This window comes from Nocardia sp. CC227C, from assembly GCF_030767025.1.
GTDB lineage: Bacteria > Actinomycetota > Actinomycetes > Mycobacteriales > Mycobacteriaceae > Nocardia.
The window spans coordinates 40,681-63,669 of the sequence record NZ_JASITE010000006.1 but is presented as its reverse complement, the minus strand read 5'-3'; the positions used below and the strand labels follow the sequence as shown (position 1 = coordinate 63,669).

24 protein-coding genes and 1 pseudogene are annotated in these 22,989 nt (G+C 68.6%); 13 read left to right on the top strand and 12 right to left on the bottom strand.

What is annotated here, in order from left to right; all coding sequences use genetic code 11:
- Positions 1-12: 12 nt before the first annotated feature.
- Positions 13-1,551, top strand: coding sequence for an NADH-quinone oxidoreductase subunit NuoN (gene nuoN / locus QMO76_RS13770; RefSeq protein ID WP_372341977.1), 1,539 nt, complete (start codon positions 13-15; stop codon positions 1,549-1,551).
- 76 nt (positions 1,552-1,627) lie between these two features.
- On the opposite strand, the gene QMO76_RS13765 is transcribed toward nuoN, so the two are convergent.
- The 3 genes from QMO76_RS13765 to QMO76_RS35350 form a co-directional block, all read right to left on the bottom strand.
- Positions 1,628-1,879, bottom strand: coding sequence for a hypothetical protein (locus QMO76_RS13765; RefSeq protein ID WP_306361670.1), 252 nt, complete (start codon positions 1,877-1,879; stop codon positions 1,628-1,630).
- An 87-nt stretch (positions 1,880-1,966) separates the two neighbouring features.
- On the bottom strand, positions 1,967-2,131 hold the full coding sequence (locus QMO76_RS35355; protein WP_372341970.1) for a hypothetical protein: 165 nt from the start codon (positions 2,129-2,131) through the stop codon (positions 1,967-1,969).
- Positions 2,125-2,499, bottom strand: a complete 375-nt coding sequence (locus QMO76_RS35350; RefSeq protein WP_372341969.1) for an alpha/beta fold hydrolase — start codon at positions 2,497-2,499, stop codon at positions 2,125-2,127. Before QMO76_RS35350 ends, QMO76_RS35355 begins: the two co-directional genes overlap by 7 nt.
- Before the next feature lie 182 nt (positions 2,500-2,681).
- Between QMO76_RS35350 and QMO76_RS13755 the strand changes: the two genes are divergently transcribed.
- From QMO76_RS13755 to QMO76_RS13740, 4 genes and pseudogenes are all read left to right on the top strand, one after another.
- A complete protein-coding gene (locus QMO76_RS13755; protein ID WP_306361669.1) occupies positions 2,682-3,233 on the top strand; it encodes a dihydrofolate reductase family protein in 552 nt (183 codons plus the stop codon).
- Between the two features lies 1 nt (position 3,234).
- Positions 3,235-3,468, top strand: a pseudogene (locus tag QMO76_RS13750) (sigma factor); the annotation flags it as partial.
- A gap of 167 nt (positions 3,469-3,635) precedes the next feature.
- Complete coding sequence (locus QMO76_RS13745; RefSeq protein WP_306361668.1) at positions 3,636-4,076, top strand: coactosin family protein; 441 nt, start codon at positions 3,636-3,638, stop codon at positions 4,074-4,076.
- Between the two features lie 356 nt (positions 4,077-4,432).
- Positions 4,433-4,618: a hypothetical protein gene (locus QMO76_RS13740; RefSeq protein WP_306361667.1), complete on the top strand. Its 186-nt coding sequence runs from the start codon at positions 4,433-4,435 to the stop codon at positions 4,616-4,618.
- 58 nt (positions 4,619-4,676) lie between these two features.
- On the opposite strand, the gene QMO76_RS13735 is transcribed toward QMO76_RS13740, so the two are convergent.
- Positions 4,677-4,808, bottom strand: coding sequence for a hypothetical protein (locus tag QMO76_RS13735; protein WP_306361666.1), 132 nt, complete (start codon positions 4,806-4,808; stop codon positions 4,677-4,679).
- A gap of 528 nt (positions 4,809-5,336) precedes the next feature.
- Positions 5,337-6,536: a DUF418 domain-containing protein gene (locus QMO76_RS13730; protein ID WP_306361665.1), complete on the bottom strand. Its 1,200-nt coding sequence runs from the start codon at positions 6,534-6,536 to the stop codon at positions 5,337-5,339.
- Positions 6,537-6,711: 175 nt separating this feature from the next.
- On the opposite strand from QMO76_RS13730, the gene QMO76_RS13725 reads away from it, so the two are divergent.
- Together QMO76_RS13725 and QMO76_RS13720 are read left to right on the top strand one after the other, a co-directional pair.
- Positions 6,712-7,302 carry a TetR/AcrR family transcriptional regulator gene (locus QMO76_RS13725; RefSeq protein ID WP_306361664.1) on the top strand — a complete coding sequence of 197 codons (591 nt, stop codon included), beginning with the start codon at positions 6,712-6,714 and terminating at the stop codon, positions 7,300-7,302.
- Positions 7,299-8,132 carry an alpha/beta fold hydrolase gene (locus QMO76_RS13720; RefSeq protein WP_306361663.1) on the top strand — a complete coding sequence of 278 codons (834 nt, stop codon included), beginning with the start codon at positions 7,299-7,301 and terminating at the stop codon, positions 8,130-8,132. Before QMO76_RS13725 ends, QMO76_RS13720 begins: the two co-directional genes overlap by 4 nt.
- Positions 8,133-8,144: 12 nt before the next feature.
- On the opposite strand, the gene QMO76_RS13715 is transcribed toward QMO76_RS13720, so the two are convergent.
- Both QMO76_RS13715 and QMO76_RS13710 read right to left on the bottom strand, forming a co-directional pair.
- Positions 8,145-8,924, bottom strand: coding sequence for an acyl-[acyl-carrier-protein] thioesterase (locus QMO76_RS13715; RefSeq protein ID WP_306361662.1), 780 nt, complete (start codon positions 8,922-8,924; stop codon positions 8,145-8,147).
- A 228-nt stretch (positions 8,925-9,152) separates the two neighbouring features.
- Positions 9,153-9,728, bottom strand: a complete 576-nt coding sequence (locus QMO76_RS13710) for a DUF308 domain-containing protein (protein ID WP_306361661.1) — start codon at positions 9,726-9,728, stop codon at positions 9,153-9,155.
- A gap of 143 nt (positions 9,729-9,871) precedes the next feature.
- Between QMO76_RS13710 and QMO76_RS13705 the strand changes: the two genes are divergently transcribed.
- Complete coding sequence (locus tag QMO76_RS13705) at positions 9,872-13,045, top strand: carboxyl transferase domain-containing protein (RefSeq protein WP_306361660.1); 3,174 nt, start codon at positions 9,872-9,874, stop codon at positions 13,043-13,045.
- 10 nt (positions 13,046-13,055) lie between these two features.
- Here QMO76_RS13705 and QMO76_RS13700 read toward each other — a convergent pair whose 3' ends face one another.
- Complete coding sequence (locus tag QMO76_RS13700; RefSeq protein ID WP_306361659.1) at positions 13,056-14,192, bottom strand: epoxide hydrolase family protein; 1,137 nt, start codon at positions 14,190-14,192, stop codon at positions 13,056-13,058.
- A 62-nt stretch (positions 14,193-14,254) separates the two neighbouring features.
- Here QMO76_RS13700 and QMO76_RS13695 point away from each other — a divergent pair, with 62 nt between their 5' ends.
- From QMO76_RS13695 to QMO76_RS13680, 4 genes are all read left to right on the top strand, one after another.
- Entirely contained in the window at positions 14,255-15,205 is a 951-nt protein-coding gene (locus QMO76_RS13695) for a YafY family protein (RefSeq protein ID WP_306361658.1), read from the top strand.
- A gap of 91 nt (positions 15,206-15,296) precedes the next feature.
- Positions 15,297-16,622 carry a cytochrome P450 gene (locus tag QMO76_RS13690; protein ID WP_306361657.1) on the top strand — a complete coding sequence of 442 codons (1,326 nt, stop codon included), beginning with the start codon at positions 15,297-15,299 and terminating at the stop codon, positions 16,620-16,622.
- A 92-nt stretch (positions 16,623-16,714) separates the two neighbouring features.
- Positions 16,715-17,335, top strand: coding sequence for a GNAT family N-acetyltransferase (locus QMO76_RS13685; RefSeq protein WP_306361656.1), 621 nt, complete (start codon positions 16,715-16,717; stop codon positions 17,333-17,335).
- A 68-nt stretch (positions 17,336-17,403) separates the two neighbouring features.
- Complete coding sequence (locus QMO76_RS13680) at positions 17,404-17,772, top strand: DUF4913 domain-containing protein (protein ID WP_306361655.1); 369 nt, start codon at positions 17,404-17,406, stop codon at positions 17,770-17,772.
- Between the two features lie 4 nt (positions 17,773-17,776).
- Here QMO76_RS13680 and QMO76_RS13675 read toward each other — a convergent pair whose 3' ends face one another.
- Positions 17,777-18,619 carry an SAM-dependent methyltransferase gene (locus tag QMO76_RS13675; RefSeq protein ID WP_306361654.1) on the bottom strand — a complete coding sequence of 281 codons (843 nt, stop codon included), beginning with the start codon at positions 18,617-18,619 and terminating at the stop codon, positions 17,777-17,779.
- A 265-nt stretch (positions 18,620-18,884) separates the two neighbouring features.
- On the opposite strand from QMO76_RS13675, the gene QMO76_RS13670 reads away from it, so the two are divergent.
- Positions 18,885-20,324 (top strand): hypothetical protein, encoded by a 1,440-nt coding sequence (locus QMO76_RS13670; RefSeq protein ID WP_306361653.1) that lies wholly within the window; start codon positions 18,885-18,887, stop codon positions 20,322-20,324.
- Between the two features lie 6 nt (positions 20,325-20,330).
- On the opposite strand, the gene QMO76_RS13665 is transcribed toward QMO76_RS13670, so the two are convergent.
- From QMO76_RS13665 to QMO76_RS13655, 3 genes are all read right to left on the bottom strand, one after another.
- Positions 20,331-20,507, bottom strand: coding sequence for a hypothetical protein (locus QMO76_RS13665; RefSeq protein ID WP_306361652.1), 177 nt, complete (start codon positions 20,505-20,507; stop codon positions 20,331-20,333).
- Positions 20,483-21,001 (bottom strand): hypothetical protein, encoded by a 519-nt coding sequence (locus QMO76_RS13660; RefSeq protein WP_306361651.1) that lies wholly within the window; start codon positions 20,999-21,001, stop codon positions 20,483-20,485. Before QMO76_RS13660 ends, QMO76_RS13665 begins: the two co-directional genes overlap by 25 nt.
- 335 nt (positions 21,002-21,336) lie before the next feature.
- Positions 21,337-22,794, bottom strand: a complete 1,458-nt coding sequence (locus tag QMO76_RS13655) for a sodium:alanine symporter family protein (RefSeq protein WP_306361650.1) — start codon at positions 22,792-22,794, stop codon at positions 21,337-21,339.
- Between the last annotated feature and the right edge of the window lie 195 nt (positions 22,795-22,989).

The window sequence follows — 22,989 nt, the reverse complement described above, 5'->3', positions numbered from 1 at the left end:
GACCTGTCCCCCATGCTCATCGTCTTCGGCGTGGCCGTGGTGATGGTGCTGGTGGAGGCGTTCCTGCCCAGGCGGTTCCGCTATGGCTCGCATCTGGTGCTCGGCCTCGGCGGTCTGGCGGTGGCGCTCGGCGCGGTCATCGGACTGCGCGGCACCGAGGCCACCGCCGTGGTCGGCGCGGTCGCCATCGACGGGGTGACCCTGTTCCTGCAGGGCACCATCCTGGTGGTGTCGATTCTCGGCCTGCTGTTCCTCGCCGAGCGGCGCGCCGACCGGAATCCGGTGCGCCGGGAAGGCCCCGGCACGTGGAGCCTGACCGCGTCCAAGGGCGTGGACGCCTTCACCCCGCAGGCCGCCGCCACCCCCGGCAGCAGCGACGAACTCGCGGCCGCGCGGGCCGGTGTGGCAACCACCGAGGTGTTCCCGCTGGCCATGTTCGCGGTGGGCGGGCTCATGCTGTTCCCTGCCTCGAACGACCTGCTCACCATGTTCGTGGCGCTCGAGGTGCTGTCGCTGCCGCTGTATCTGCTGTGCGGGCTGGCTCGGCGGCGGCGACTGCTCTCGCAGGAGGCGGCGCTGAAGTACTTCCTGCTGGGCGCGTTCTCGTCGGCGTTCTTCCTCTACGGCATGGCACTGCTGTACGGGTACGCGGGCAGCGTGCGCCTGTCCGGCATCGCCGAGGCGATCTCCCGCGACAGCGGGGAGCGCACCCTCGCCGTTCTGGGTGTTGCCATGCTGGCGGTCGGCCTGCTGTTCAAGATCGGCGCGGTGCCGTTCCAGTCCTGGGTGCCGGATGTGTACCAGGGCGCGCCGACACCGGTCACCGGCTTCATGGCCGCCGCCACCAAGATCGCGGCGGTGGGCGCGCTGCTGCGCGTGCTGTACGTGGGCGTGCCCGGACTGCGCGACGACTGGCGGCCCATCCTCGCGGCCGTCGCCATCGCGACCATGGTCGTCGGCGCGGTACTCGCCATCACCCAGACCGATATGAAGCGCATGCTCGCCTACTCGTCGGTCGCGCACGCGGGCTTCATTCTCACCGCGCTGGTGGCGGCGAATACCGCGGGCATCTCCTCGGTGCTGTTCTATCTGGTCGCCTACGGGCTCGGCACCGTCGGAGCCTTCGCCGTGGTGACCCTGATCCGCGATCGCAACGGCGACGAGGCCACGACGCTGTCGGCCTGGGCCGGGCTCGGCCGCCGCTCCCCCTGGCTGGCGTCGATCTTCGCGCTGTTCCTGCTCTCCTTCGCGGGCATCCCGCTCACCAGCGGTTTCATCAGCAAGTTCGCGGTGTTCGAGGCAGCGGCGTCGGGCGGGGCCACACCGCTGGTCATCGTCGGCGTGATCACCAGCGCGGTGGCGGCGTTCTTCTACGTCCGCGTCATCGTGCTCATGTTCTTCACCGATCCGCCGGAGGACCCGCCGACGCTGGTCTACCCGACCCTCACCACCACCGTTATCGCCGTCACCGCGGCGGCCACCCTGGTACTCGGCATCTTCCCGCAGCCACTGCTGGATCTCGCCGAGCAGGCGGCGGTGTTCACCGGTTAGCCTCTCGCACACAGACATCGGGCCCGCCGCGATATCCGCGGCGGGCCCGATGTGTTCGACGACGGGGCCGGATGCACTAGACGGGAGTGCATTCGATGGTGGCGTACTCGGCCTCCCCGCGCCATTCCGTCTTGGCCAGCCCCTTGGCCGCGCGCACACCGTACTTCGACTCGACGGTCACCGGGCCGAGCTGCTCACCGCCCCACGACTCGGCAGTGCAGCTGTACGTCTGCACCCGCGCCTGGGCCGTGCCCGTAGCGGCGAACCCGAACACCGGCACCATGGCCATGACCGCCACCGGCAATCCCATGAGGTATCGAACTCTCACCAACTGCTCCTCACGTACCGACCTGAACGAACGCCGCCCATCCTCACACAGCCGACGCCGGGCCGGGTGGTGTGCGACGGAAGAGATTCAAGACAGCAGGGCACGCAGGGTCCCTGCGAAGCCGACGGGATCGGCCAGGAATCCGGTGTGGTCGCCGGGGAACACCACCGGCTCGGTGCGCAGTGCGGCGGCGAGGGCGCGCGACGTGCGGTCGCACACCTGGCCGGTCGACTCCGCGCCGATGCCTACCACGATTCGCGTATCCGCAGCCCGCAGGGCCTCGATATCTCGTGCGGGATCGCGACAGACACCAGCTCCGGAGCCGCCGCGACCAGCGCCAGCGTGGTCACGGCACCACCGCTGGAACCGAACACCACGGCGGGACCGGCGTCGACCTGGCGGATCAGCCGGGCGAGATCATCCGCGCGAGCCGGTGGGGTCGGGTCCTGCTCCGGATCGGTCAGCACACTGCTGCCATGCCCCCGGGGATCGGTGGTGAGTACGGTGAAGTCCGAGGAGAGGGCTTCGGCCAACCCCTGGAACTCCCCCGCGCCCATGGGGGCCCCGACCACGGCGATCAGCGGGCCTTTGCCCGCGCAGTTCGTAGTACAGCGTGCCATCGGGTACGGACAGGGTCGCGGTGGTGACGGGCGTAGTAGAGGTCATGGATTGCCGGCGAGGACACCGCTGTGGTCGTGATCGGCGGCGGGTGCGCCGGAATCATGGCGGCCGATCGCCTGATCTACACGGAAATCTCGCTGAGCGCCGATGAATTTCGAGTCCGCGCGAGGTCCAACCGGTTATGCGGAAACTTGTCTACACCTTCGGCGTATCCCTGGACGGCTACATCAACGACCGGGACGGCAGCATCGACTGGACCACCCCGGACGACGAGCTGCACCAGTTCCACAATGATCGCTTCCGCGAGCTCGAGATCTCGCTGCACGGCCGTCGCCTGTACGAGTTGATGGCCGAATACTGGCCGCATGTGTCCGAGGACGCTCCCCCCGTCGAGCGCGACTTCGCCAAGCTCTGGACCACCAAGCCGAAGGTCGTCTTCTCGCGCACGCTCACCGAAGTCCACTGGAACAGCACCCTGGTCAGCGACAACGCGGTCGAGGAAGTCCGCGCGCTCAAGGCCGGCGGTGACGGCGTCATGGAGGTCGGTGGCGCGACCCTCGCCGCCGATCTGCTGCCGCACGGCCTGATCGACGAGTACCACGTGTTCGTCTCGCCGATCCTGCTCGGCGGCGGCACCCCGATGTTCCCGCCGCTGGACAAGCACATCCCGCTCCGTCTGGCCGAGACGCGACAATTCTCCACCGCGGTGCTGCTGCGCTACATCGCCGACTGACCGGCTGCTCGGGTCGGCCGCCGATGCCGAGGACACGGTGCAGGACGCCTTCCTGCGGTGGCCGGCGGCCGACCGAGCCTACGTGGAGGTTCCCGAGGCCTGGTTGACCAGGATCGTCACCAATCTGGCGCTGGACCGGCTGCGCTCGGCCGCGGCGCGCCGCGAGCGCGCCGTCGGCGCCTGGCTGCCCGAACCGCTGCTCGACGGCGACCCGATGCTGGGCCCGGCCGAGTCGCATACTCTGCCGCCGGGTCCGTAACACCGTGCAGGGGAACCCATTTCAGGTACGCGATCGCCGAAGAGCGGTTAGCCTGAAGTTAAGGGGAGTCGACAACGGGGTCGAGCTGCACGCCGGGGCTATGCCACGGTGTCCTGCGGGGGCTCGGAACTCAGGGAGGTATTATGTCTTTGAAGGTCGACAACGAGGCAGAACTGCGCGAGGCGCGAAACAGCTTGTTCAGCGAGAACGGCACCACCTCCGGGTGGCTACTCCTCAACTATGTCGGAGCATCCACGGTGCATTTCACCGCCGGAGGGGAGGGCGGCGTCGAGAACATCGTCCCACTACTCGAGGACGATCAAATCCAGTACGCGCTGGTCAGAATCGACGGCGTACAAGGTGACGGTGCTGGCGAAACAACCGTGCGTGATGTCTTCCTCGCCTGGATTGGGCCCGAAGTCGGAATGATCGAAAAAAGCAAGAAGTCCGGCTATTTGGGCGATGCGCAGATCATTCTGCAGCCGTACCACGCCGACGTCACAGTCGTGAACAAAGATCGCCTCAACCGCGAGACGCTGCTGGACAAGAGCCAGCCTTTGAGCGATTCGCATGTCATCGACTGACCCTCACTAACTCCTACTGAAGCCTCTGGCCCCGGGACGTCAGCGCCTCGGGGGGCAGAGGTTTCCCCCTTTTCCGATTGCAGAACATCCTCTACTGCTGCATATTCGTCGTTCGGAAACGTCGCGTTCGCCGATCGACAGCGCGACAACTTGTTCCACTTCATCATGCTGTCAGTGGTCCCACGACTGGCAGCGTGGGTGATTACCCGGCCCGGATCGACGAGCGCCAAATCCGCTGGCGTCAGCGTGAAATACCGGAACAATTCCTCCCGGCACGAAACCCACCTCTACCAGGCAACTACCCCATATCCGCCCGATTTTCGGCGATTACTACCGGAACCCCGATTCACGCCGCCGTGGTCAACGGCTCCCCCGCCATGGTCGCCACGGTCGACGACCAGGTCCGGGGTGTGGTCGTCTTCGACATGCGAGACGGCAAGATCGCGGGCGTGCACGGCATCGCCGCCCCGGAGCGCATCGCCCGCCTCGACGCGCAATGGCGGCAACGGGACCACGAGGTCCCCCTGATCGAGGCTTGGTAGGCCGTTCGGAATCGCCACCCAGCCGACCGCCCGGCCTGACGATACCGGCGGGGTGCGGTCAGGACAGATCCGCGCCCCGGTCGCGCTGCACCTGTTTCCAGAGTGCGAGCGGCATGTAATCGTATGCGGTGCCCAGGATTACGGGCTCCTGGAACACCTGTTCCGGCTGGTTCTGCAGATGCACGCTCAAGACGTGCACCTCACCGTCGATCCGGCACCACCGAGCTTCGTGGCCGTTGCACTTGGTGATATGTGGGCCCGGTTCGTCGGCGCGCCCCATCCCACGCCCCTATCCCTCCGCTGTGCGATCGGTCCGCGGCCACCGCTGCGGTACGGCACGGCGGCTCGAACTTCCTGTGCTTGTTCAACATACCCGCAGTGCGTTGAGGATTCCACGTGTCGGGCATAAGGGAGGTCGATCAACCGGCCAGCGTTTCGATGCGAACGCCGGGGATCGCGCGGTACCCGCGCGCGGATGCGGGGTTGGCGCGTCCGCCCTCGGCTCCGAAGACGACCAGTATGGGAATGCTCATGCCCGCCAGGCGATTCGATATCGGCCGTTCTCCGCGATAGCGGGCGCGGCGGTCTCCCGGGCGAATCCGGCTCCGGTATCGCATGTTTCGCCATGGCCCCGCTACGTCGTGCGCGGGCCGCGCAATCCATCGCGCCGAGGGAGCGCAGCGTTCTCGGGTGCGGGCCGGATCAGCTGCGGGCCGGATCAGCGGTTCGCCGCGGTGGCGACATCGCGGCGCCACCGCGGCCACCGCCGGTAGGTGGCCGCGCGCAAAAGCCACTCGACCGGCCCGTAGCCGTGACTGCGCAACCACCACGTGCTGAACCACAGCTGCGCGATGTAGGTCGCCAGTGCGATACCGACCGCGATGGCGGGGGCGACCCGATCCGCCAGCGCCAGCCCGTACCCGGTGAACACCAGCATCATCACCACCGATTGCAGGATGTAGTTGCTCGCCGCCATGCGACCGGCGGGGGCCAGGCGCGCGATCCCGCCCGCCCAGCGACCGTGCGCCAGCCAGACGATGACCGCCATGTAGCCCAGTGTCACCACCGGATTCACCAATTCCTGCACGCCGTACCAGTACGGGGGCAGGTCGCCGTCCCTGGTCGCGAAGAAGAGGGTCACGAGCGACACCGGCAGTCCGACGAGCCCGCCCGCGACGAGACCGATACGTGTCCAGCGGCGCAGCAGATCGGCGTTCTCGAAGATCCGCCGCTTCCCGGCCGCCATGCCGATGAGGAACATGCCCAGGCTCGGAACGCCCTGCGTGAGCCAGATGAGGAGCATGAACACCGGCGCGGTGTCGAGTTGGGCCCGGAAGGTGTCGGCGGGACTTCCGGTGTAGCCCGCCCGCATGGCCTGGAGGTCGAAAACGGCGCGGAGACCTTCGATCTCGCCGCTGCCGGGCAGGAAGGAGAACGCCACGAACACCAGGTACAGCAGCACCCCGGCGATGAACGCCGTCCGGGGCCGGATCTTGCGCACCAGCACCAGTATCAGCCCCAGCGCCGCGTAGAGGGTGAGGATATCGCCGAACCAGAGCAGCATGACGTGCGCGAGGCCGATCAGGAGCAGTGTCAGGCATCGCCGCAGCAGGCGTGGCACCGGACGCGCTCCCGCCCGCTCGGCCGCAGCGATCTGCAGGGTGAACGAGTAGCCGAACAGGAACGCGAACAGCAGGTAGAACCGGCCGAGGAACAGCCCGTCGACGACCGCGTAGACGAACCGGTCGATCGTCCCGTCGTAGAGGTGGCGCGGGTCGTCGTCCGTACCGGTGAACGACAGCAGCGTCGTGAGGACCACGACATTGGTGACCAGGATCCCGAACAACGCGAATCCCCGCAGGACATCGATCTCCCCGATCCGGCGGACACGAGACGATGCGGCAGGCGAACCGGACATACGGCCACGCTATGTCGCGCCATCCGCGCGCACATCCACCGCGTGAGCGAACCGCGACAGCGCCGACTGATACCTCAGGACTACCGAACCGCCGATCACCAGGCGCTCTGTGCATTTCTCGCGAACCTAATTATATTAGGTAATAACCTAATCATAGTAGGAAGAAGGGAGTCGCATGTCCCCGCGCGCGGGCCTCACGGCCGATCGAATCACCGGCGCCGCGGCCGAACTCGCCGACGAGATCGGGTTCGACAGGGTGACCCTGTCCGCCGTGGCGCGGACCTTCGGTGTCAAGGACCCGAGCCTGTACGCGCATGTGCGCAACCTGCACGATCTGCGGGTGCGGATCGCGCTGCTGGCGTCGGGCGAGATGGCCGATCGGATCGTGGTGGCGATGGCCGGGCGGTCGGGTCGGGCGGCGCTGTTCGGATTCGCCGGGGCCTATCGCGGCTATGTGCTCGACCATCCGGGCCGCTACGCCGCCACCCAGATGCGCCTGGATCCGGCCGAGGTGAGCGATCACCCGGCCTTCCTGCGCACGATCGAACTGACCACCGCCCTGCTGCGCGGCTACGGACTCGACGAGCCCGCGGCCACCGACGCGGTTCGGCTGCTGCGCAGCACCTTCCACGGCTTCGCCACCTTGGAGGCGGCCGGTGGCTTCGCCCACTCCCGTCCCACCGACATCTCGTGGGAACACATCCTCGACGCCCTGCACCGCACGCTCGAGCAGTGGCGTCCTACCGGCAAGGAGCAGTGCGAATGACATCCGGAACATGGAGATCCGGCACCCTGAAGGTCCCGGGCGCGACCGTCTATTACGAGATGCGCGGCAGCGGACCGCTGCTGCTCATGATCCCCGGCGGCGGCGGAGACGCGGGCGTCTTCGACGCCATGGCGGAGATACTCGAGCGGCATTTCACCGTCGCCTCACTCGACCCGCGCGGCTACTCCCGCAGCACCCTGGACAGCGGCCACCCGGAGCGGCAGGCCGTGGCCGTGCAGAGCGATGACGCGTACCACCTGCTCGACCACCTGAGTGACGAACCCGCGTACGTGTGCGGGACCAGCAACGGCGCGATCGTCGGCCTGGACCTGCTGGCCCGGCACCCCGATCGGGTGCGCGCCCTGATCGCCCATGAGCCACCCTGTTTCGCCGTCCTGCCCGACGCCGCCGCACACCGCGCCATGGTCGAGGAGGTCTACGCCCTCCACCGCAGCGACGGCCCGGCGGCCGCCGGGGCAAGGTTCCTGGCCGGTATCGGGGGCGCGATGAAACCCGCGCCCGAGGTGGCGGAGCTGCCGCCGCGCACCGCCGAGATGTGGGCGCGCCTGGCCGCCAACGGGCCGCTCATGATCGAGTACGAGCTACGTGAATTCACCTCGTACCAACCGGATTACGCGGCCCTGGCGCCGCACGCCGCCCGTCTGGTGCTTGCGGCGGGCCGCGAGACGCGCGGCTGCCTGCCCTACCGGCCGGCCGCGGCGATCGCGGACCGGCTCGGCCTCAGCGTCACCGAATTCCCCGGCGCGCACAATGGCATCCGCACCGACGCCGAGGAGTTCGCCCACCGGGTGCTCGAGACCCTGCGCTGATCCGGCCGTCGGTCAGTCGAGCGGCGTGACGCTCGCGAGGGTCCGCGCCGTGCCGTCGATCTCCAACTGCACGTGCAGTCCGGTATCGGTCCGCCAACCGCGCAGGGTGACGTCGTTGCCCGACATGACCGGGCCGACGTGTTCGACGATGGCTCGGTGCGGTCGCTCGTGCAGGTCCGGATGGGCGGTCAGAGCCTCCTCCACGGCCTGCCAGTGGACGGCGTTGTTCACGTGGTCGTGGCGGTCGAAATCGGTGGCGCGCAGCGGGAAGGGGCGGGATTCGGTGGCGGGGGCGGTCTGCTCGCGCAGCGCGGCCTTCCAGCGCAGCCGGTGTTCGGTGGTCACGGCCAGCATGGGCGACATGAAGCGGTCGGTCATGCGGGCCGGACGCCCCGCCCGCGGGTCCACATTGATGAGGAACTGCTCGACCTCGACCGTTCCACCCTGATCGCTGTGGATCTGGATGCGGGCGTTGAACCAGCGGTTGGACAGCGCCGACGGCCAGCGCCGCAGCCGCACCCGGTCACCGAACCGGATCGGCCGCAGCACGTCGATCACGGTGCGCCGCACCAGCCAGGCCGGATGCAGATGCCCGTCCTCGGCGGCGCGCAGCTGGTCGTAGCCGATATCCATGGCGTACCGCGCGATGCCGTCGAGGCGCAGCCGCTCCCGGGTATCGGTGTCGGCCAGGCGGACCGCCCAACTCGCCTCGTACGCCGCACAGTCCGGGTGCGGCGGCAACGGGAAGTCGATCACCGGTTGTTCGGTACGGCACGCGGTTTCGGTCGGCAAGAGTTCCTCCGTCTGATGGATGGTGGCCGGTCACGCCGGGGCGCGGAGAGGGGCCTTGTTGCGCACGTCCCAGCCGCGCACCGGGCGGTGTCGCGGCTGCGGTAGACGATATAGGGACGGGTGAGGTAACCGACCGCGCGGAGAACACATGCGGAGAAGACATCCGGACACCACCCGAGACCATCGGGCAATGGACGGACCTCCGGGTCGCCGCGGACGTCGGGCGGATCAGTACGTTCCGATGATCTGCTCGGCGGTGCGCTCGACGCGCACGGCAGTCAGCACCTCGGAGACGCCCAGTGCGAGGGTGAACAGGCCGACCACCACCGACAGGGTGGCGATCGAATGGAACGGTGCCACCGCCACCACGAGGCCGACGACCGTCGTGGTCAGCCCGACCAGCTCCTGCCGTCCCGCGCCCGCGAGCTCGTCCGACCAGGCCGCCACCAGCGCCAGCACCACACCGCGCGCCATCCAGCCCATGCCGACCCACATGCCCAGCAGCGGGACCCATTCGCCGCTGCCGAGGCACCAGTAGCCCAGGGCGGCCGCCAGCAGGGCGCTGAGGAACTCCAGGAATCGCAGCGCGGTCGGTATCTTCGCACCGAATGCCACGATCGCCTGCACCGCGGCGGTGGCCAGCAGGACCAATCCGAACAGGGTGCCCGCCACGGTGGTGGACTTGTTCGGCCAGACCGCCGTCGCCAGCCCGAGCACGGCCGAGCACACGCCGATCACCAGCAGTGTCTGCCAAGCCCACTCGGCGAACACCGCGGTACGCCCCTCGATCCGATTGGTGGGCATAGCGCAATGATATGACCGAAAGGTCGGATTACCTGGACATTTGCATCAATGGCATGTCGGCACCCGTGCGGACACGGCCGTCCAGTCGGTAACCGGCCGCCGCTCCGCGTGACGCCGACGGCGGCGTCGGTGAGACTGTCGGGATGCACATCGTGGTGGCGAACCGGGGAGAAGTGGCCGTTCGGGTGGTGCGCACCGCGCGCGAGCGCCGTGCCACGACGCTCGCGCTGTACGGCGTGGACGAGCCGGACGGGCTGTGGGTGCGATTGGCCGACGACTCCCTGGAATTGCCCGGCGACGGCGCCGCGGCCTACCTCGACATCGCTGCCGTCGTGAAGGCGGCCCGCACGGCCGGGCCCGGCGCGCTCGTCCACCCGGGCTATGGATTCCTCAGCGAGAGTGCCGCGTTCGCCGAATCCTGCGCGGCGGCGGACCTGGTGTTCGTCGGCCCCTCCCCCGATGTGCTGCGCGTCTTCGGCGACAAGGTCGCCGCCCGCGCCGCCGCGGCGCGCGCCGGTGTACCGGTACTGGCCGCCACCGCCGCGGACGCCGGCCTCGCCGAGATCGGCGCGCTGCTCGCCGACCATCCCGGCGGGATCATGGTCAAGGCTGCGAGCGGAGGCGGCGGTCGCGGTATGCGTGTGGTGCGCGATCCGGCCCGGCTGTCCGAGGCGTACGAGCGCTGCCGGTCCGAGGCCCGATCCGGATTCGGGGATGCCGCCGTCTACGCCGAGGCGCTGGTGGGCGAGGCCCGGCATATCGAGGTGCAGATCGTCGCGGACGGTCGCCGCGCGGTCGCGGTCGGCGACCGGGATTGCAGTGTGCAGCGGCGGCAGCAGAAACTCGTCGAGATCGCGCCCGCCCCGAATCTGGATGCGCCGCTGCGGACCGCGCTGCACGAGTACGCGGTGCGGTTGGCGGAATCGGTGGCCTGCCGGGGCGTGGTCACCGTCGAGTTCCTGGTGTCGGGCGACGACGCGTGGTTCCTCGAGGTGAATCCGCGACTCCAGGTCGAACACACCGTGACCGAGGAGGTCACCGGCCTGGACCTGGTGGCCGTCCAATTGGACCTGGCCCGGGGGCGCACGCTCGACGACCTCGGTATCGAGGCGATCCGTGCGCGCGGATACGCGGTCCAGGCACGGCTCAACGCCGAGACCGTCACCGCCGGAGGTGAGGTGCTGCCCGGCACCGGACTCCTGCACCGGTTCACGCCCCCGAGCGGGATCGGGGTCCGCGTCGACACCGCCGCCTATCCGGGCATGCGGCAGGGCGCGCGTTTCGACTCGCTGCTGGCGAAGGTCATCGCCCGGGGGCCGTCGTATCCGGCCGCGCTGCGTCGCTGCGCCGACGCACTGGCCGAGACCGATATCGGCGGCGTCGACACCAATATCGCGCTCCAGCGGGCGGTGCTCGACGCCCTGGCCGACGGCGCGGCGGTGTCGACCGTATGGTTCGAGCGGCAGGTCGGCGAACTCCTCTCCCGGGCGGTCGATATCGCGCCCGCCGCCGCGGCGACGCCGACACCGGTGGCCGCGGAACCCGAACTGGCCGACGACGAGCAGGCGCTGCGCTCCCCGCTGGGCGGCACGGTCGTCAGCGTGGTCGAGGCGGGCACGCTGATCGCGGCCGGTGCCGAGGTGGCGGTGCTGGAGGCCATGAAGATGCAGCACGTGGTGCGCGCCGAGCAACCGCTGCGGGTGCGCCGCGCCCTGGTCGCGCCCGGCAGCGTGGTGGACCCCCATACGCCGCTGCTGATCTGGACCGAGGCCGACCACGACGGCGCGACGGTCGGCCTCGAGTCGGCGGACCTCGACGCGGTGCGCGACGACCTGGCCGAGGTGCGCGAACGCCACCGCCGCACCCGCGACGAGGCGCGCCCGGAGGCCGTGGCCAAACGGCACCGCCTCGGTCGGCGCACGGCGCGGGAGAACATCGCCGACCTGGTCGACGAGGGCAGTTTCATCGAGTACGGAGCCCTCGCGGTCGCGGCCCAGCGCCTGCGCCGCAGCCCCGACGACCTCATCGCCAATACCCCCGCCGACGGCCTCGTCGCCGGTATCGCCACCGTCAACGCCGACCGCTTCGGCGTGGCGTCGACCCGCGCGGTGGTCATGTCCTACGACTACACCGTGCTGGCGGGCACCCAGGGCATGCGCAATCACGCCAAGACCGATCGCATGCTGGAACTGGCTCGGGAACAACGACTTCCGGTGGTGTTCTGGACCGAGGGCGGCGGCGGGCGGCCCGGAGACACCGACTACTCCGGCATCTCCGGCCTCGACGTCACCACCTTCCGTGCCATGGGCGCGCTGTCCGGCACGGTCCCACTCATCGGCATCGTGTCCGGCCGCTGCTTCGCCGGGAACGCCGCCCTGCTCGGCATGTGCGATGTCGTCATCGCCACGCCGGAGGCCAATATCGGCATGGGTGGCCCGGCCATGATCTCCGGCGGCGGGCTGGGCGTGTACGCGCCCGAGGACATCGGCCCGGTCGAGGTGCAGCGCCGCAACGGCGTGGTACACGTGGTGGCCGCCGACGAGGCCGAGGCGGTCGCCGTCGCACGCCGGTATCTGGCCTATTTCCAGGGCGTGGACACCGAGTGGACGGCACCCGACCCGCGGCTGTCCCGGCATGTGGTGCCGGAGAATCGTTTGCGCGCCTTCGATATTCGCGCCGCCATCGAGGCCGTCGCCGATATCGGTTCGGTGCTGGAGCTACGGCGCGACTGGGGCGTCGGCGTGGTGACCGCGCTGGTACGGGTCCAGGGCCGTCCCTTCGGGCTCATCGCCAACGACTGTCACCACCTCGGCGGCGCCATCGACGCCCCCGCCGCCGACAAGCTCAGCGCCTTCCTGCGGCTCTGCGACGCGCACGGGCTGCCGATCGTATCACTCTGCGACACACCCGGTTTCATGGTCGGACCGGAGGCCGAGACGCACGCCACGGTCACCAAGTTCAGCCGCCTGTTCATCGACGCGGCCGCACTGACGGTGCCGTGGGGCACCGTCATCCTGCGCAAGGGTTACGGCCTGGGCGCGCAGGCCATGGCGGCGGGCTCGTTCCGCGCCCCGCGCTTCATCGTCGCCTGGCCCACCGGGGAGATCGGCGGCATGGGCCTGGAGGGCGCGGTGCGGCTCGGCTTCGCCAAGGAACTCGCCGCCATCGAGGATCCGGCCGAGCGCGCCACCGCATTCGACAATCTGGTGCGACTCGCCTACGCCAATGGCAAGGCGCTCACCGCCGCGACCGTGCTGGAACTCGATGATGTCATCGACCCGGCGGATACGCGGCGGTGGATCGAAACCCTGCGCTAGGGATGGTCGATCAGCGCAGTTCGCGGAAGAACTCACGCAGATCGGCGGTGAGCAGATCGGGTGCTTCCATGGCGGCGAAATGCCCGCCGCGGTCGAACTCCGACCAGTGCACGACGGTGTTCTGCTTCTCGGCGAGGCCGCGAATGCTGGTCCCACCCGGGAAGGTCGCGACACCGGTGGGTACTCCGGAGTTCGTCAGTTCCGCACCCCACTGCTGGGATTCGAGGTACAGCCGCATGGACGACCCGGCCGTATTGGTGAACCAGAGGATGGACAGGTTGGTCAGCAGCAGATCGCGGTCCATGGCCGTGTCCGGCCGCGACCGCTCCGGATTCACGTACGTCTGTACCACATCCAGAATCCAGGTCATCATACCCGCCGGGGAATCCGCGACCGCTGGGGCGAGGGTCTGGGGTCGGGTGGAGTGCACCATGGCGTAGGCGGAACGGTCCTGGCTCGACCAGTCCTGGAGTTCGGCCAGCCTCCGCTGGTCCTCCGGACCGTAGTCCGACCCGTCGTCGTCCCAGGACGGGATGGTGATCGGGTCGTTGAGGTGCACGCCGACCACATGTGCGGTGTCGATGCGGCCCAGTTGGGGCGCGATGAAGGAACCGGCATCCCCGCCCTGGCTGGCGTAGCGCGAATAGCCCAGGCGTGCCATGAGTTTCGCGATGAGTTCGGCCGCGCGCTCGGTGGCCGCGTCCCCGGGCCGACGCGTCGGACCCGAGAGGCCACAGCCGGGCAGGCTCGGGATCACCAGGTGGAAGGCGTCGCTCGCCGCACCGCCGTGCGCACGCGGATCGGTGAGCGGCCCGATCATGTCGGTGAAATCCGCGAACGGCCAGCCGTGGATCAGGACCAGCGGCAGGGCGTCGGGCTCCTGGGAGCGAATGTGCATGAAATGCAGACGCTGCCCGTCGATATCGGTGACGAACTGTGGAATCTCGTTGCGGGCGGCCTCGGCGGCCCGCCAGTCGTACTCGGTCCGCCAGTACTCGGCGAGTTCGCGCACGTACGAGGTCGGAATGCCGTACGTCCACTCCACCCCGGGCAGTTCGTCCGGCCAGCGGGTGTTGGCGAGCCGGGCGTTCAGATCGTCGATATCGCGCTGCGGAATGTCGATGCGGAAGGACTCGATGTTCGTCATGTTTCTCACGCTAGAAGGCGCTTAGGTCAAGTTCGGACCTATCCATGGGGCAATCTCGGGGCATGCTCGAAACCTCGGCGCGACTACTGCGACTGCTGTCGCTGCTGCAAACCCATCGCGAGTGGTCCGGCCCCGAACTGGCGGATCGGCTCGGTGTCAGCGCTCGCACCGTGCGCCGCGACGTGGACCGCCTACGGGCACTGGGGTACCCGGTCGACGCCGTCCAGGGCACGGCCGGATACCGGCTCGGCGCGGGTTCGTCCCTGCCGCCGCTGCTGCTCGACGACGAGGAGGCCGTGGCGGTGGCCGTCGGCTTGCGCACCACGACCGGCGGCACCGTCTCCGGCATCGAAGAGGCGTCGCTGCGGGCGCTGGCCAAGCTGGAACAGGTGCTGCCGTCACGGCTGCGCCACAGGCTCGCGGGACTGACGCGGTCGGTGGTACGCGTACAGGCCGCCGCGCCGCGTGTCGAGCCCGATGTCCTCATCGCCCTCTCCGATGCCTGCGACCGGCGCGAGCGGCTGCGTTTCGACTACACCGATCATGCTGGGCGACAGACGATCCGAGAGGTGGAACCGCAGGCGGTGGTGAACTTCAACCGGCACTGGTACCTGGTCGCCTGGGATGTCACCCGGGCGGATTGGCGGTCGTACCGGGTGGACCGGCTGCGTCCGCGCATCCCCACCGGACCGCGGTTCCCACCCCGGGAGCCGCCGGAGGGTGATGTGGTCGCGTACCTGTCCCGGCGGTTGTCCCACGGTTCCTGGCCGTATCGGGCCACGGTCACCCTGCACCGCGGCGCGGCCGAACTCGCCGACGAGATCTGGCCGGGTATGGGTGTGCTGGAGGCGGTCGACGACACCAGCTGCCTGCTGCACCTCGGCGCGGATTCACCCTGGGCCCTGTCCTGGATGCTGACCTCGCTCGACACCGACTTCACCGTCACCGAACCGCCGGAACTGGTCGCCGAGATCGACAAGCTCGCCCGCCGCTGCGCCGCCGCCGTGCGCTGAGATTGGCCGAGCATATCTCCGCGCGGCGTCCGCTCGCGCTCTACCGTGGACGAGAGGCGGCCGCCGCCGCCCGCGGCCCGAAAGGAATTCCGTGCCCACCGCCCCTCCCCCGGGACCTCGGCTGCCGAGGACCGTCCAGACCGTGCTGTACGCGAAGTGGCGCGGATTCCTGCTCGAGCGCGCGGCCCGCCGCTACGGCGATGTGTTCAGCCTGCGCCTGGTGCCGCCCTATTCGGAGCACGTGGTTATCTTCTCGAGACCGGAGCACATCCGGCAGATCTTCGCCGCCGACCCCGCCGATCTGCATGCGGGCGAGGGCAATCGGCTGCTGGTGCACATTATGGGCGAACGTTCGGTGCTGCTCACCGACGAACAGGAGCACGCCCGCGCGCGGCGGCTGCTCATGCCCGCCTTCACCGGATCCGCCCTGCACGGCTACCGGGCCATGGTCGAGGCGATCACCAAGACGCATGTCGACCGGTGGACGTCCGGGGCCACCCTGCCCGCCCTGGACCGCATGAACGAGCTCACCCTCGACGTGATCATGCAGGTGGTCTTCGGCATGACCGACGAGCGGCGGCGGGCCGAACTCGCACCGCGACTGCGCCGGATCGTGAACATCAACCCGATCGTGTTCTTCGGGTGGAAGTATCCGCGCCTGGCTCGCGTCGGGGTGTGGCGGCGCTTCCGCGAGAACCAGCTCGCCGTCGATGCCCTGCTGTTCGACGAGATCGCCCGCCGCCGAGCGCATTCCGATATCGGCCAGCGCGCCGACGTGCTGTCCCGGCTACTGGCCGTGGGGAGCGGCGACCATCCGGCGGATCGGCCGCTCTCCGATGCGGAACTGCGCGATCAGCTCATCACCCTGCTGCTCGCCGGGCACGAGACCACCGCGTCGGCGCTGGCCTGGGCGTTCCAGGAGCTGGCCGCGAATCCGGAGGTCCAGGACACCGCACGGCGGGCCGCATACGACGGTGACGACAAGTACCTCGAGGCGGTGCTCAAGGAGTCGCTGCGGCGGCGTACGGTCATCGCCGCGACCGGGCGCAGACTCACCCGCGATATGACCATCGGTGGGGTCGAGCTGTCGAAAGGCACCGTCGTGTCGACCTCGATCCTGCTGGCGCATCAGCGATTCGACGCCTACCCGGACGCGGCCCGGTTCCGGCCCGACCGGTTCCTGGACGGCAGCGTCGCACCGAATACCTGGCTGCCGTTCGGCGGTGGGGTGCGCCGGTGCATCGGTGCGGGCTTCTCGCTCATGGAAGGCGCCGTCGTGCTGCGGGAAGTGCTCGGCCGATTCACCCTCGAACTACCCGAGGACGGGGCGGTGGAGCGGACGCGCATTCGCAATATCACCCATGTGCCCGCGCACGGGGCGCGCATCACCGTTCGCGCCACGGCCGCACAGATGTGATGCGCCCCGCCGCGGTTCCGCTGTCGGTGAACACCGGCGCGGCGGTGGTTCGGACCGTGGCCTGCCGAAGATCTTGGTTGTAGTTTGAGCTGATGCAGGTCACTGTTCGCCCGGCAGCCGGTTCGGATATCCCCGAACTCGCCCGCGTCCTCGGCATCGCCTTCCTGGACGACCCCGTCGCCGCCTACTTCGTTCCCGACGCGAACGTCCGGGCGGAACGCATGGCGCTCGTGTACGCCACGCTGACGCGCACCCATTTCCTCCGCTACGGCGGTGTCGAGGTGGCCGAGGACGACGCGGGGGCGATTGTCGGCGCGGCGGTCTGGGCTCCGCCGGGACATTGGCACGCCTCGACCGCGGACAGCCTCCGCGCCGCGCCGGGCATGATCCGGGCGCTGCGCGGCCGCATCCGCCTGGGCGGGCGCATGGCCGAACGGATGGCGGCCGTACACCCCCGCGAACCGCACTGGTATCTGGCCTTCATCGGCACCCTGCCCGCGGCGCGCGGGCGCGGATACGGTCAGGCCCTGCTGAACTCGCGGCTGAACCGCTGCGACGCCGAGGGAGTGCCCGCCTATCTGGAATCCAGCAAGGCCGACAATGTCCCCTACTACGAGCGCTTCGGGTTCGTCCGGACCGCGGAGTACGACTTCACCGACGGCGGACCGCTCATCTGGTCGATGTGGCGTGCACCCGCTGACCGGGCGGATTGACGTCGGCATTATGCCGAACTTTTTTGCGTCACAGTGACGTTGAGCCATTCTGATGTTGAATGGACGGCATGAGTGACTGGAGTGCTCCGTACGTCTATCCGTCGGTCATCGATTTCGTCGAGAACTACCTCAGCGTGGTGTACCGGCGCGATGTGGTCAACGACCCGAACCAGGCCTGGTGTCTGGAATGGTGGAAGCACGCGGAGGCGGTGGCGCGGCTGGATGTGCTGTGGCGGGCCTGGGAGCACTACCGCCTGGATTCGCGCACGGGCCTGAGCGTGTGGTTCCTCGATCACGCCGACCCGCAGATGGCCCGGCTGCTCGCCGCGGACGGGCCCTTCCGGTTCTGCTCGGCGACCAACGGGCATCAGAGCATGCTCGGCCCGTTGCCGCTGGTCTCACCCCGGAAGGGACTGTTCACCGATCCGACCACATAGGAACTCAGCGCTTGCGGGCCATCCCCGCCACGATGAGGTCCTCCCAGATACTCAGATCCTGTTGCACCGCCTCGGTTCCCGGTGCGGGCGGCTCCGGCCGCCAGTGAGCACACGGCGTCAATCCCGGCTCGAGCAGTTCGAGATCGCCGAAGAAGCTCTCGATCTTCTCCTCGTCCCGCCAGGTTCCGACCCCGAAGGCGTCGCGGATCTTGCGTTCGGTGGCGACCGCCTCGCGGGTGCGCCCGGTGCGGAAATGCGAGATGTAGACGCGACTTTCGGGTGCCAGACGCTCCGACCAGTCCCGGACGACCGCGGCCGGATCGGCTTCGTCGTCGAGGAAGCTGAGCACCACGCCGAAGATGAGGCCGACGGGCTCGTCGAGATCGATGAGCCGCTGCACATCCAGATGCTCCCGAATGGCCGCCGGATCGCCGACATCGGCCTCCACCACCGCGATATTGTCATCGACGGCCAGCAGCGCCCGACCGTGCGCGACCACGAACGGATCGTTGTCGACGTACACCACACGCGCATCGGGGACCTTGCGCCGCAGCACATCGTGCACGTTCTCATCGGTCGGCAGTCCGCAGCCCATATCGATGACCTGCCGGATGCCGTCCGAGGCCATGTCGCGGGCCGCGCGGAGGATGGCTTGACGATTCGTAATGGCCAGCATCTCCGAGCCGGGGAGGTCGCCCATGAAGAAATCCCCGACGTCCTTGTCCACCCCGTAGTTGTCGCGCCCACCGAGCACGTAGCTGTACACGCGCGCCACACTCGGCCGTGCTTGCCGTGCTCGTATGGCGTTGATGTTCAAGTCTCGCAAACCCCTTACCCTTCCGTGCACCAGCGGTCGATGATCGCACGGGCAGCTCGCCGATAGGCGGAACCACGATAGGAGATCATTCCAGATCGCGTCCGTGTGGAGCAGTCGTTCGCATCTGACGATACAGGTGCAAGGCAGGGATTCCATCAGCATTGAAATCTTCGGGGTGAAGATTCATGGCGCAGTCCGCACGTGGGCGCTGACCTGCGGTTGCCTGCCCGAATGGTCCGAATGAGAAAGCCGCAGAACAAGGTCGGCTACCGTATGGGTGATCGAAGGAGGGGAAGTGACGGTGGGGCCACGGCCGAACCTGCGGACCCGGCTGCGCGCACTACGGCAGGGCGAGCGGGATGCGGGTGTCCTGGAAGCTCTGCGCACGGCCGGGCGGGCGGCGCATCAGGAACAGTTGCTGACCGACCAGGTACGCGCCGAGCTGGCGCTCACCGGGATGAGCGTCTGGCAGGCATCCCCCGCGGTCCAGTCGCGACTGCTCGCCGCCTGGTCCGCGACCGCATGGCAGACGCTCAGCGAGTCCGTGCTGGATACCGTGTACGCCGTCGATCCCCGTACCGCGGGGTACGTTCCGCCGGAGACCTACGACCAGGTGTGGCGGTGGCTGAGCATGGTGGAGCAGTGGCTGAAGTACGCCCGCGCCGCCACCATCGACCCGCGGTTCGAGATCACCGCCGTCATGCCGGTGCCGACCCCGCTTCAGGTGGGTCCGGTCGCGACGAACACCTCACGGCCACACCGCCATGCCATGGCCGCCGCGGTGTCCACCGCACGACAGCTGGCCGAGGCGGCGGTGTACGCCATCGAAATCGACACGCCCGCGGAGTACGAACCGAAGCTGAACCGCATTCGGTCTCTGGCGGGACAGGCGGCGGTGCAGTCGGACTATCTGGTCGGGCTGCATCCGGCACTGGACAACGAGGAATTGCACCACCTCATCGACGAGCGTGTGCGCACCGCGTTGGATCTGTGGGTGACCATCGGGCAGATGGCGGCCATGCCCGTATTGTTGTCGCGCAGAACCCGATCGACGCGCGCCAGGCGAGCGTCGCGCCCCGCCGGCCCGACCACCCTGCCACTACCGCGACAGTCCGCCGACGCCGTCCCCGCCCAGCGATCGCCCGAATCGCGGGTCGCGCTCGGCCCGGGTCTGCTGCTCGGGGCCAGAGAGCTGCCCGATGCCATCGTCGGTCGCGGATCCGCCGTGCTGGGACTGCAGCTCGCACCGGGCGTCAGCCATACCGTGGGCCTGATCATGGACGGCGACAGCCCCTTTCGGGTAACCACTCGGAGCGAGCACGGTACCGTGCTCGTGGTGCTGGCGGAGGCGGTCGGCAACTATCGCGGCGTGCTGCCGCTGGATCTCGGCGCGGCCCCGGCGACACTGCACATCGACACCTCCGGCGATACCCGCTGGCGCGTGACGGTCGACCGTCTGACCGATGCCCCGAGATGGAACGGGCGGGCATCGGGCATGGGATCAGCGGTGCTGCGGATACCGACCCGGCTGCGCATGGGATTCGCCAAAGTCCGCGTCAAGCATGCTGGAGCCGAACGCTTCCGGGTGGTCGCCCACACCCCGTGGCCCACACCGATCGTGGACGGCGTCGGTCCCTACCGCGGCACCGTGGCCGTTCCCGCCGGCACGCACACTCTCCAGATCGAAGCTGATGGATCCTGGTCTATCGCGCTGCCGTCCACGCTCGCGGACTGACACCGTTCAGGACAGCACCAGCAGTGTGACCGTGGCCGCGGCGCCGAGGAAGAGCGAGGCGGCGACGATCGCCGCCATCAGTCGCATCCGTGTGGACGGCCCCCGATAGAGGGGGGCGTCCTCGAGCATGTCGTGCGGTTCCAGCTCCGGGTCGCGGGTCAGCCGTTCGCGGTAGTCGTCCATGTCGCCGACGGTATCCGATCCGCCGCCGTCGGCGTGGTTCGATCGGACCGTCGATTCTCGACCATCCGGAGCAGGCCGGGTCCGGCGGCCGCTACGACCACGGCACTGCTTGCCATCAGGAAGCCGATCCGTGCGGCACGGCGCGGCATACCCTGGCCAGCGGCGACGAGTACGGCTCCCGCGTCGAACAGGTCCATGGCGATCCCCGCCTTCAGCGTCGCGCGCCGGACGGTCGCGTCGGAGTGCAGCGCGGCCGCACCGAGAACGACATCACGTACGCCGAAGGCTTTGATCCAGATGCCACCGTCGGGCCCGGGGTACGCGAGTCCGCCGATACGGTGCACGTGCGCCGAGCCGAGCGCGGTGGCCGCACCCCAGACGATGCGCACGATGCCGAGCGCGGCGAGCACACGACGTTCGGCCGAGTCGGATCGATCAGCACCTGCTGTCGATACCGGCGAGGCAGCCGACTCCGCTGCTGCGATGTTGTCCATGCCTCGAGCCTGCTCGGAGCCTGCCCTCGGCACAACTCGCATCCCATCCCATTGCCCCGACCTGGGAAGGGCGGCCGAACTGCGCCTTTGCTCCGAAGCCGGGTGCTCGCTGAATCTCTACTCGCTTTCTGCGCGTGTCCGGAGCTTCTCGCCGAGGGTTGGTCGGGATCTGCTTCGCGGGCGCGAGACGGTTTCGAGATGTGTGCGAGGTCCAACCGGGAACTTTGGTTCGTTGTGCCGTGCGGGTAGGCCCGGACTCATGGACCGGGGCTACCCGCACGGCGGGGTCGGATCGATCGCGATCGCGAGGTTCGGATCGCGTGGGCGGCCAGTGATTACGGCTGTTTCTGTTCCGCCGCGGCCCGCTCCCGGGCACGACCGACCCAGTACTCCGCATTGGCGATTCCGAGCGGACCCGGGTCGAATTCCGGATCGAGCCCCGCCTTGCGCTGGCGGTCGTAGTCGCGCAGCGCGAGCAGGGCCGGTTTGGCCAGGAACAGCAGGCACACCATATTCACCCAACCGAGTGCGGCGTATCCGACGTCGCCGATCGCCCAGACCAGGTCCGCCGCTTCGACCGCGCCGTAGAAGGTCATCGCGAGTAGGACCAGGCGCATGCCGAGCACCAGCCGGGGCTGCGGCTTCCCGCGGGTCAGGAAGGTCAGATTCGTCTCCGAGATGAAGGCGAAGGCCACCAGTGTGGTGAAGGCGAACAGTGCCAGCGCGATCGCGACGAAGTACGGGCCTACACCCGACCACACGGAGTCGACCGCGGCCTGGGCATAGGCGGGGCCGGCAGGCACCCCCTCGATATTGGTCGCGAGACGCTGACCATCGTCGGTTTCGACGTTGTAGGTGCCGGAGACCAGCACCATCAGTCCGGTCGCCATACAGACGAACAGCGTGTCGATGTATATCGAGAAGCTCTGCACCAGACCCTGTTTCGCGGGATGGGAGACTTCCGCCGCCGCCGAGCCGTAGGTCCCCTCACCGATACCTGCGACATTGGAGAACAGCGCCCGGCGCACACCCCAGGCGACCGCCGCGCCCACGATTCCGCCGAAGACCGAGTCGATACCGAACGCACTGGCCAGCACCAGACGCAGCACACCGGGCACCTCCGAGGCGTGAGCGGCGATCACCACCAGCGCGGCCACGATGTAGCCCGCGGCCATGAACGGAACCACCTTCTCGGTGACCGCGACAATGCGGCTGCGACCGCCGAGAATGACGAATCCGAGCACCCCGACGACGATCGATCCGGTGAGCCACGTGGGCACCCCCATTGCCGTATCGAAGCCGGCGGCAATATTGTTCGACTGCACCCCGGGGGCGAGCACGGCGTACAGCGTGATCGCGGTGGTCGCCGCGATCACCGCCAGCCATCGCTTACGCAGACCCTTCTCGATGTAATAGGGAATGCCGCCCCAGTACGAGCCGCGCGCCTCGGTCTTGTAGATCTGCGCCAGTGTGGATTCGATGAATGCGGTGGCCCCGCCCAGGAGGGCCATGGCGGCCATCCAGAACAGTGCGCCGGGTCCACCGAGCGCGATGGCGGTCGGTACGCCGGCGATATTGCCGACGCCGACGCGGCTGGACAGGGTCAATGCGAGGGCTTGGAACGAGGAGATTCCGCTCTCGGATCCACTGCCTCGGACGATCAGGCGGATCATGTCCGGGATCCGCCGTAGTTGCACTCCCCGCGTGAGGATGGTGAGCAGGGCACCGAAGCCGAGGGCGAAGACGACGAGGGGATTCCACAGTCCGTCGTTGAGTGTCGTCAGGAAGTCCATGACCGTGCGGCTCCTTCCGCACCGAGCGGACCGACCGCGGTATGGCTGGGTTTCAAGGGATTCTGTCTGAGCACTGCCACTCCCGATGTGAGTCACCGCACACTATCGTGCGGGTTGGGATACCATGTCACAGTGCAATTGCACTGGCAAGAGTCGTTAGGGATGGGAATGAGATTGTTTCCCGCAGGAAACACC

Coding starts and splice junctions, on each gene's coding strand:
- nuoN (WP_372341977.1), top strand. CDS start 13: ATGCTCATCGTCTTCGGCGTGGCCGTGGTGATGGTGCTGGTGGAGGCG.
- QMO76_RS35350 (WP_372341969.1), bottom strand. CDS start 2,499: ATGGCACGCTGTACTACGAACTGCGCGGGCAAAGGCCCGCTGATCGCC.
- QMO76_RS13755 (WP_306361669.1), top strand. CDS start 2,682: ATGCGGAAACTTGTCTACACCTTCGGCGTATCCCTGGACGGCTACATC.
- QMO76_RS13745 (WP_306361668.1), top strand. CDS start 3,636: ATGTCTTTGAAGGTCGACAACGAGGCAGAACTGCGCGAGGCGCGAAAC.
- QMO76_RS13730 (WP_306361665.1), bottom strand. CDS start 6,536: ATGTCCGGTTCGCCTGCCGCATCGTCTCGTGTCCGCCGGATCGGGGAG.
- QMO76_RS13725 (WP_306361664.1), top strand. CDS start 6,712: ATGTCCCCGCGCGCGGGCCTCACGGCCGATCGAATCACCGGCGCCGCG.
- QMO76_RS13720 (WP_306361663.1), top strand. CDS start 7,299: ATGACATCCGGAACATGGAGATCCGGCACCCTGAAGGTCCCGGGCGCG.
- QMO76_RS13710 (WP_306361661.1), bottom strand. CDS start 9,728: ATGCCCACCAATCGGATCGAGGGGCGTACCGCGGTGTTCGCCGAGTGG.
- QMO76_RS13705 (WP_306361660.1), top strand. CDS start 9,872: ATGCACATCGTGGTGGCGAACCGGGGAGAAGTGGCCGTTCGGGTGGTG.
- QMO76_RS13700 (WP_306361659.1), bottom strand. CDS start 14,192: ATGACGAACATCGAGTCCTTCCGCATCGACATTCCGCAGCGCGATATC.
- QMO76_RS13695 (WP_306361658.1), top strand. CDS start 14,255: ATGCTCGAAACCTCGGCGCGACTACTGCGACTGCTGTCGCTGCTGCAA.
- QMO76_RS13685 (WP_306361656.1), top strand. CDS start 16,715: ATGCAGGTCACTGTTCGCCCGGCAGCCGGTTCGGATATCCCCGAACTC.
- QMO76_RS13680 (WP_306361655.1), top strand. CDS start 17,404: ATGAGTGACTGGAGTGCTCCGTACGTCTATCCGTCGGTCATCGATTTC.
- QMO76_RS13665 (WP_306361652.1), bottom strand. CDS start 20,507: ATGGACGACTACCGCGAACGGCTGACCCGCGACCCGGAGCTGGAACCG.
- QMO76_RS13660 (WP_306361651.1), bottom strand. CDS start 21,001: ATGGACAACATCGCAGCAGCGGAGTCGGCTGCCTCGCCGGTATCGACA.
- QMO76_RS13655 (WP_306361650.1), bottom strand. CDS start 22,794: ATGGACTTCCTGACGACACTCAACGACGGACTGTGGAATCCCCTCGTC.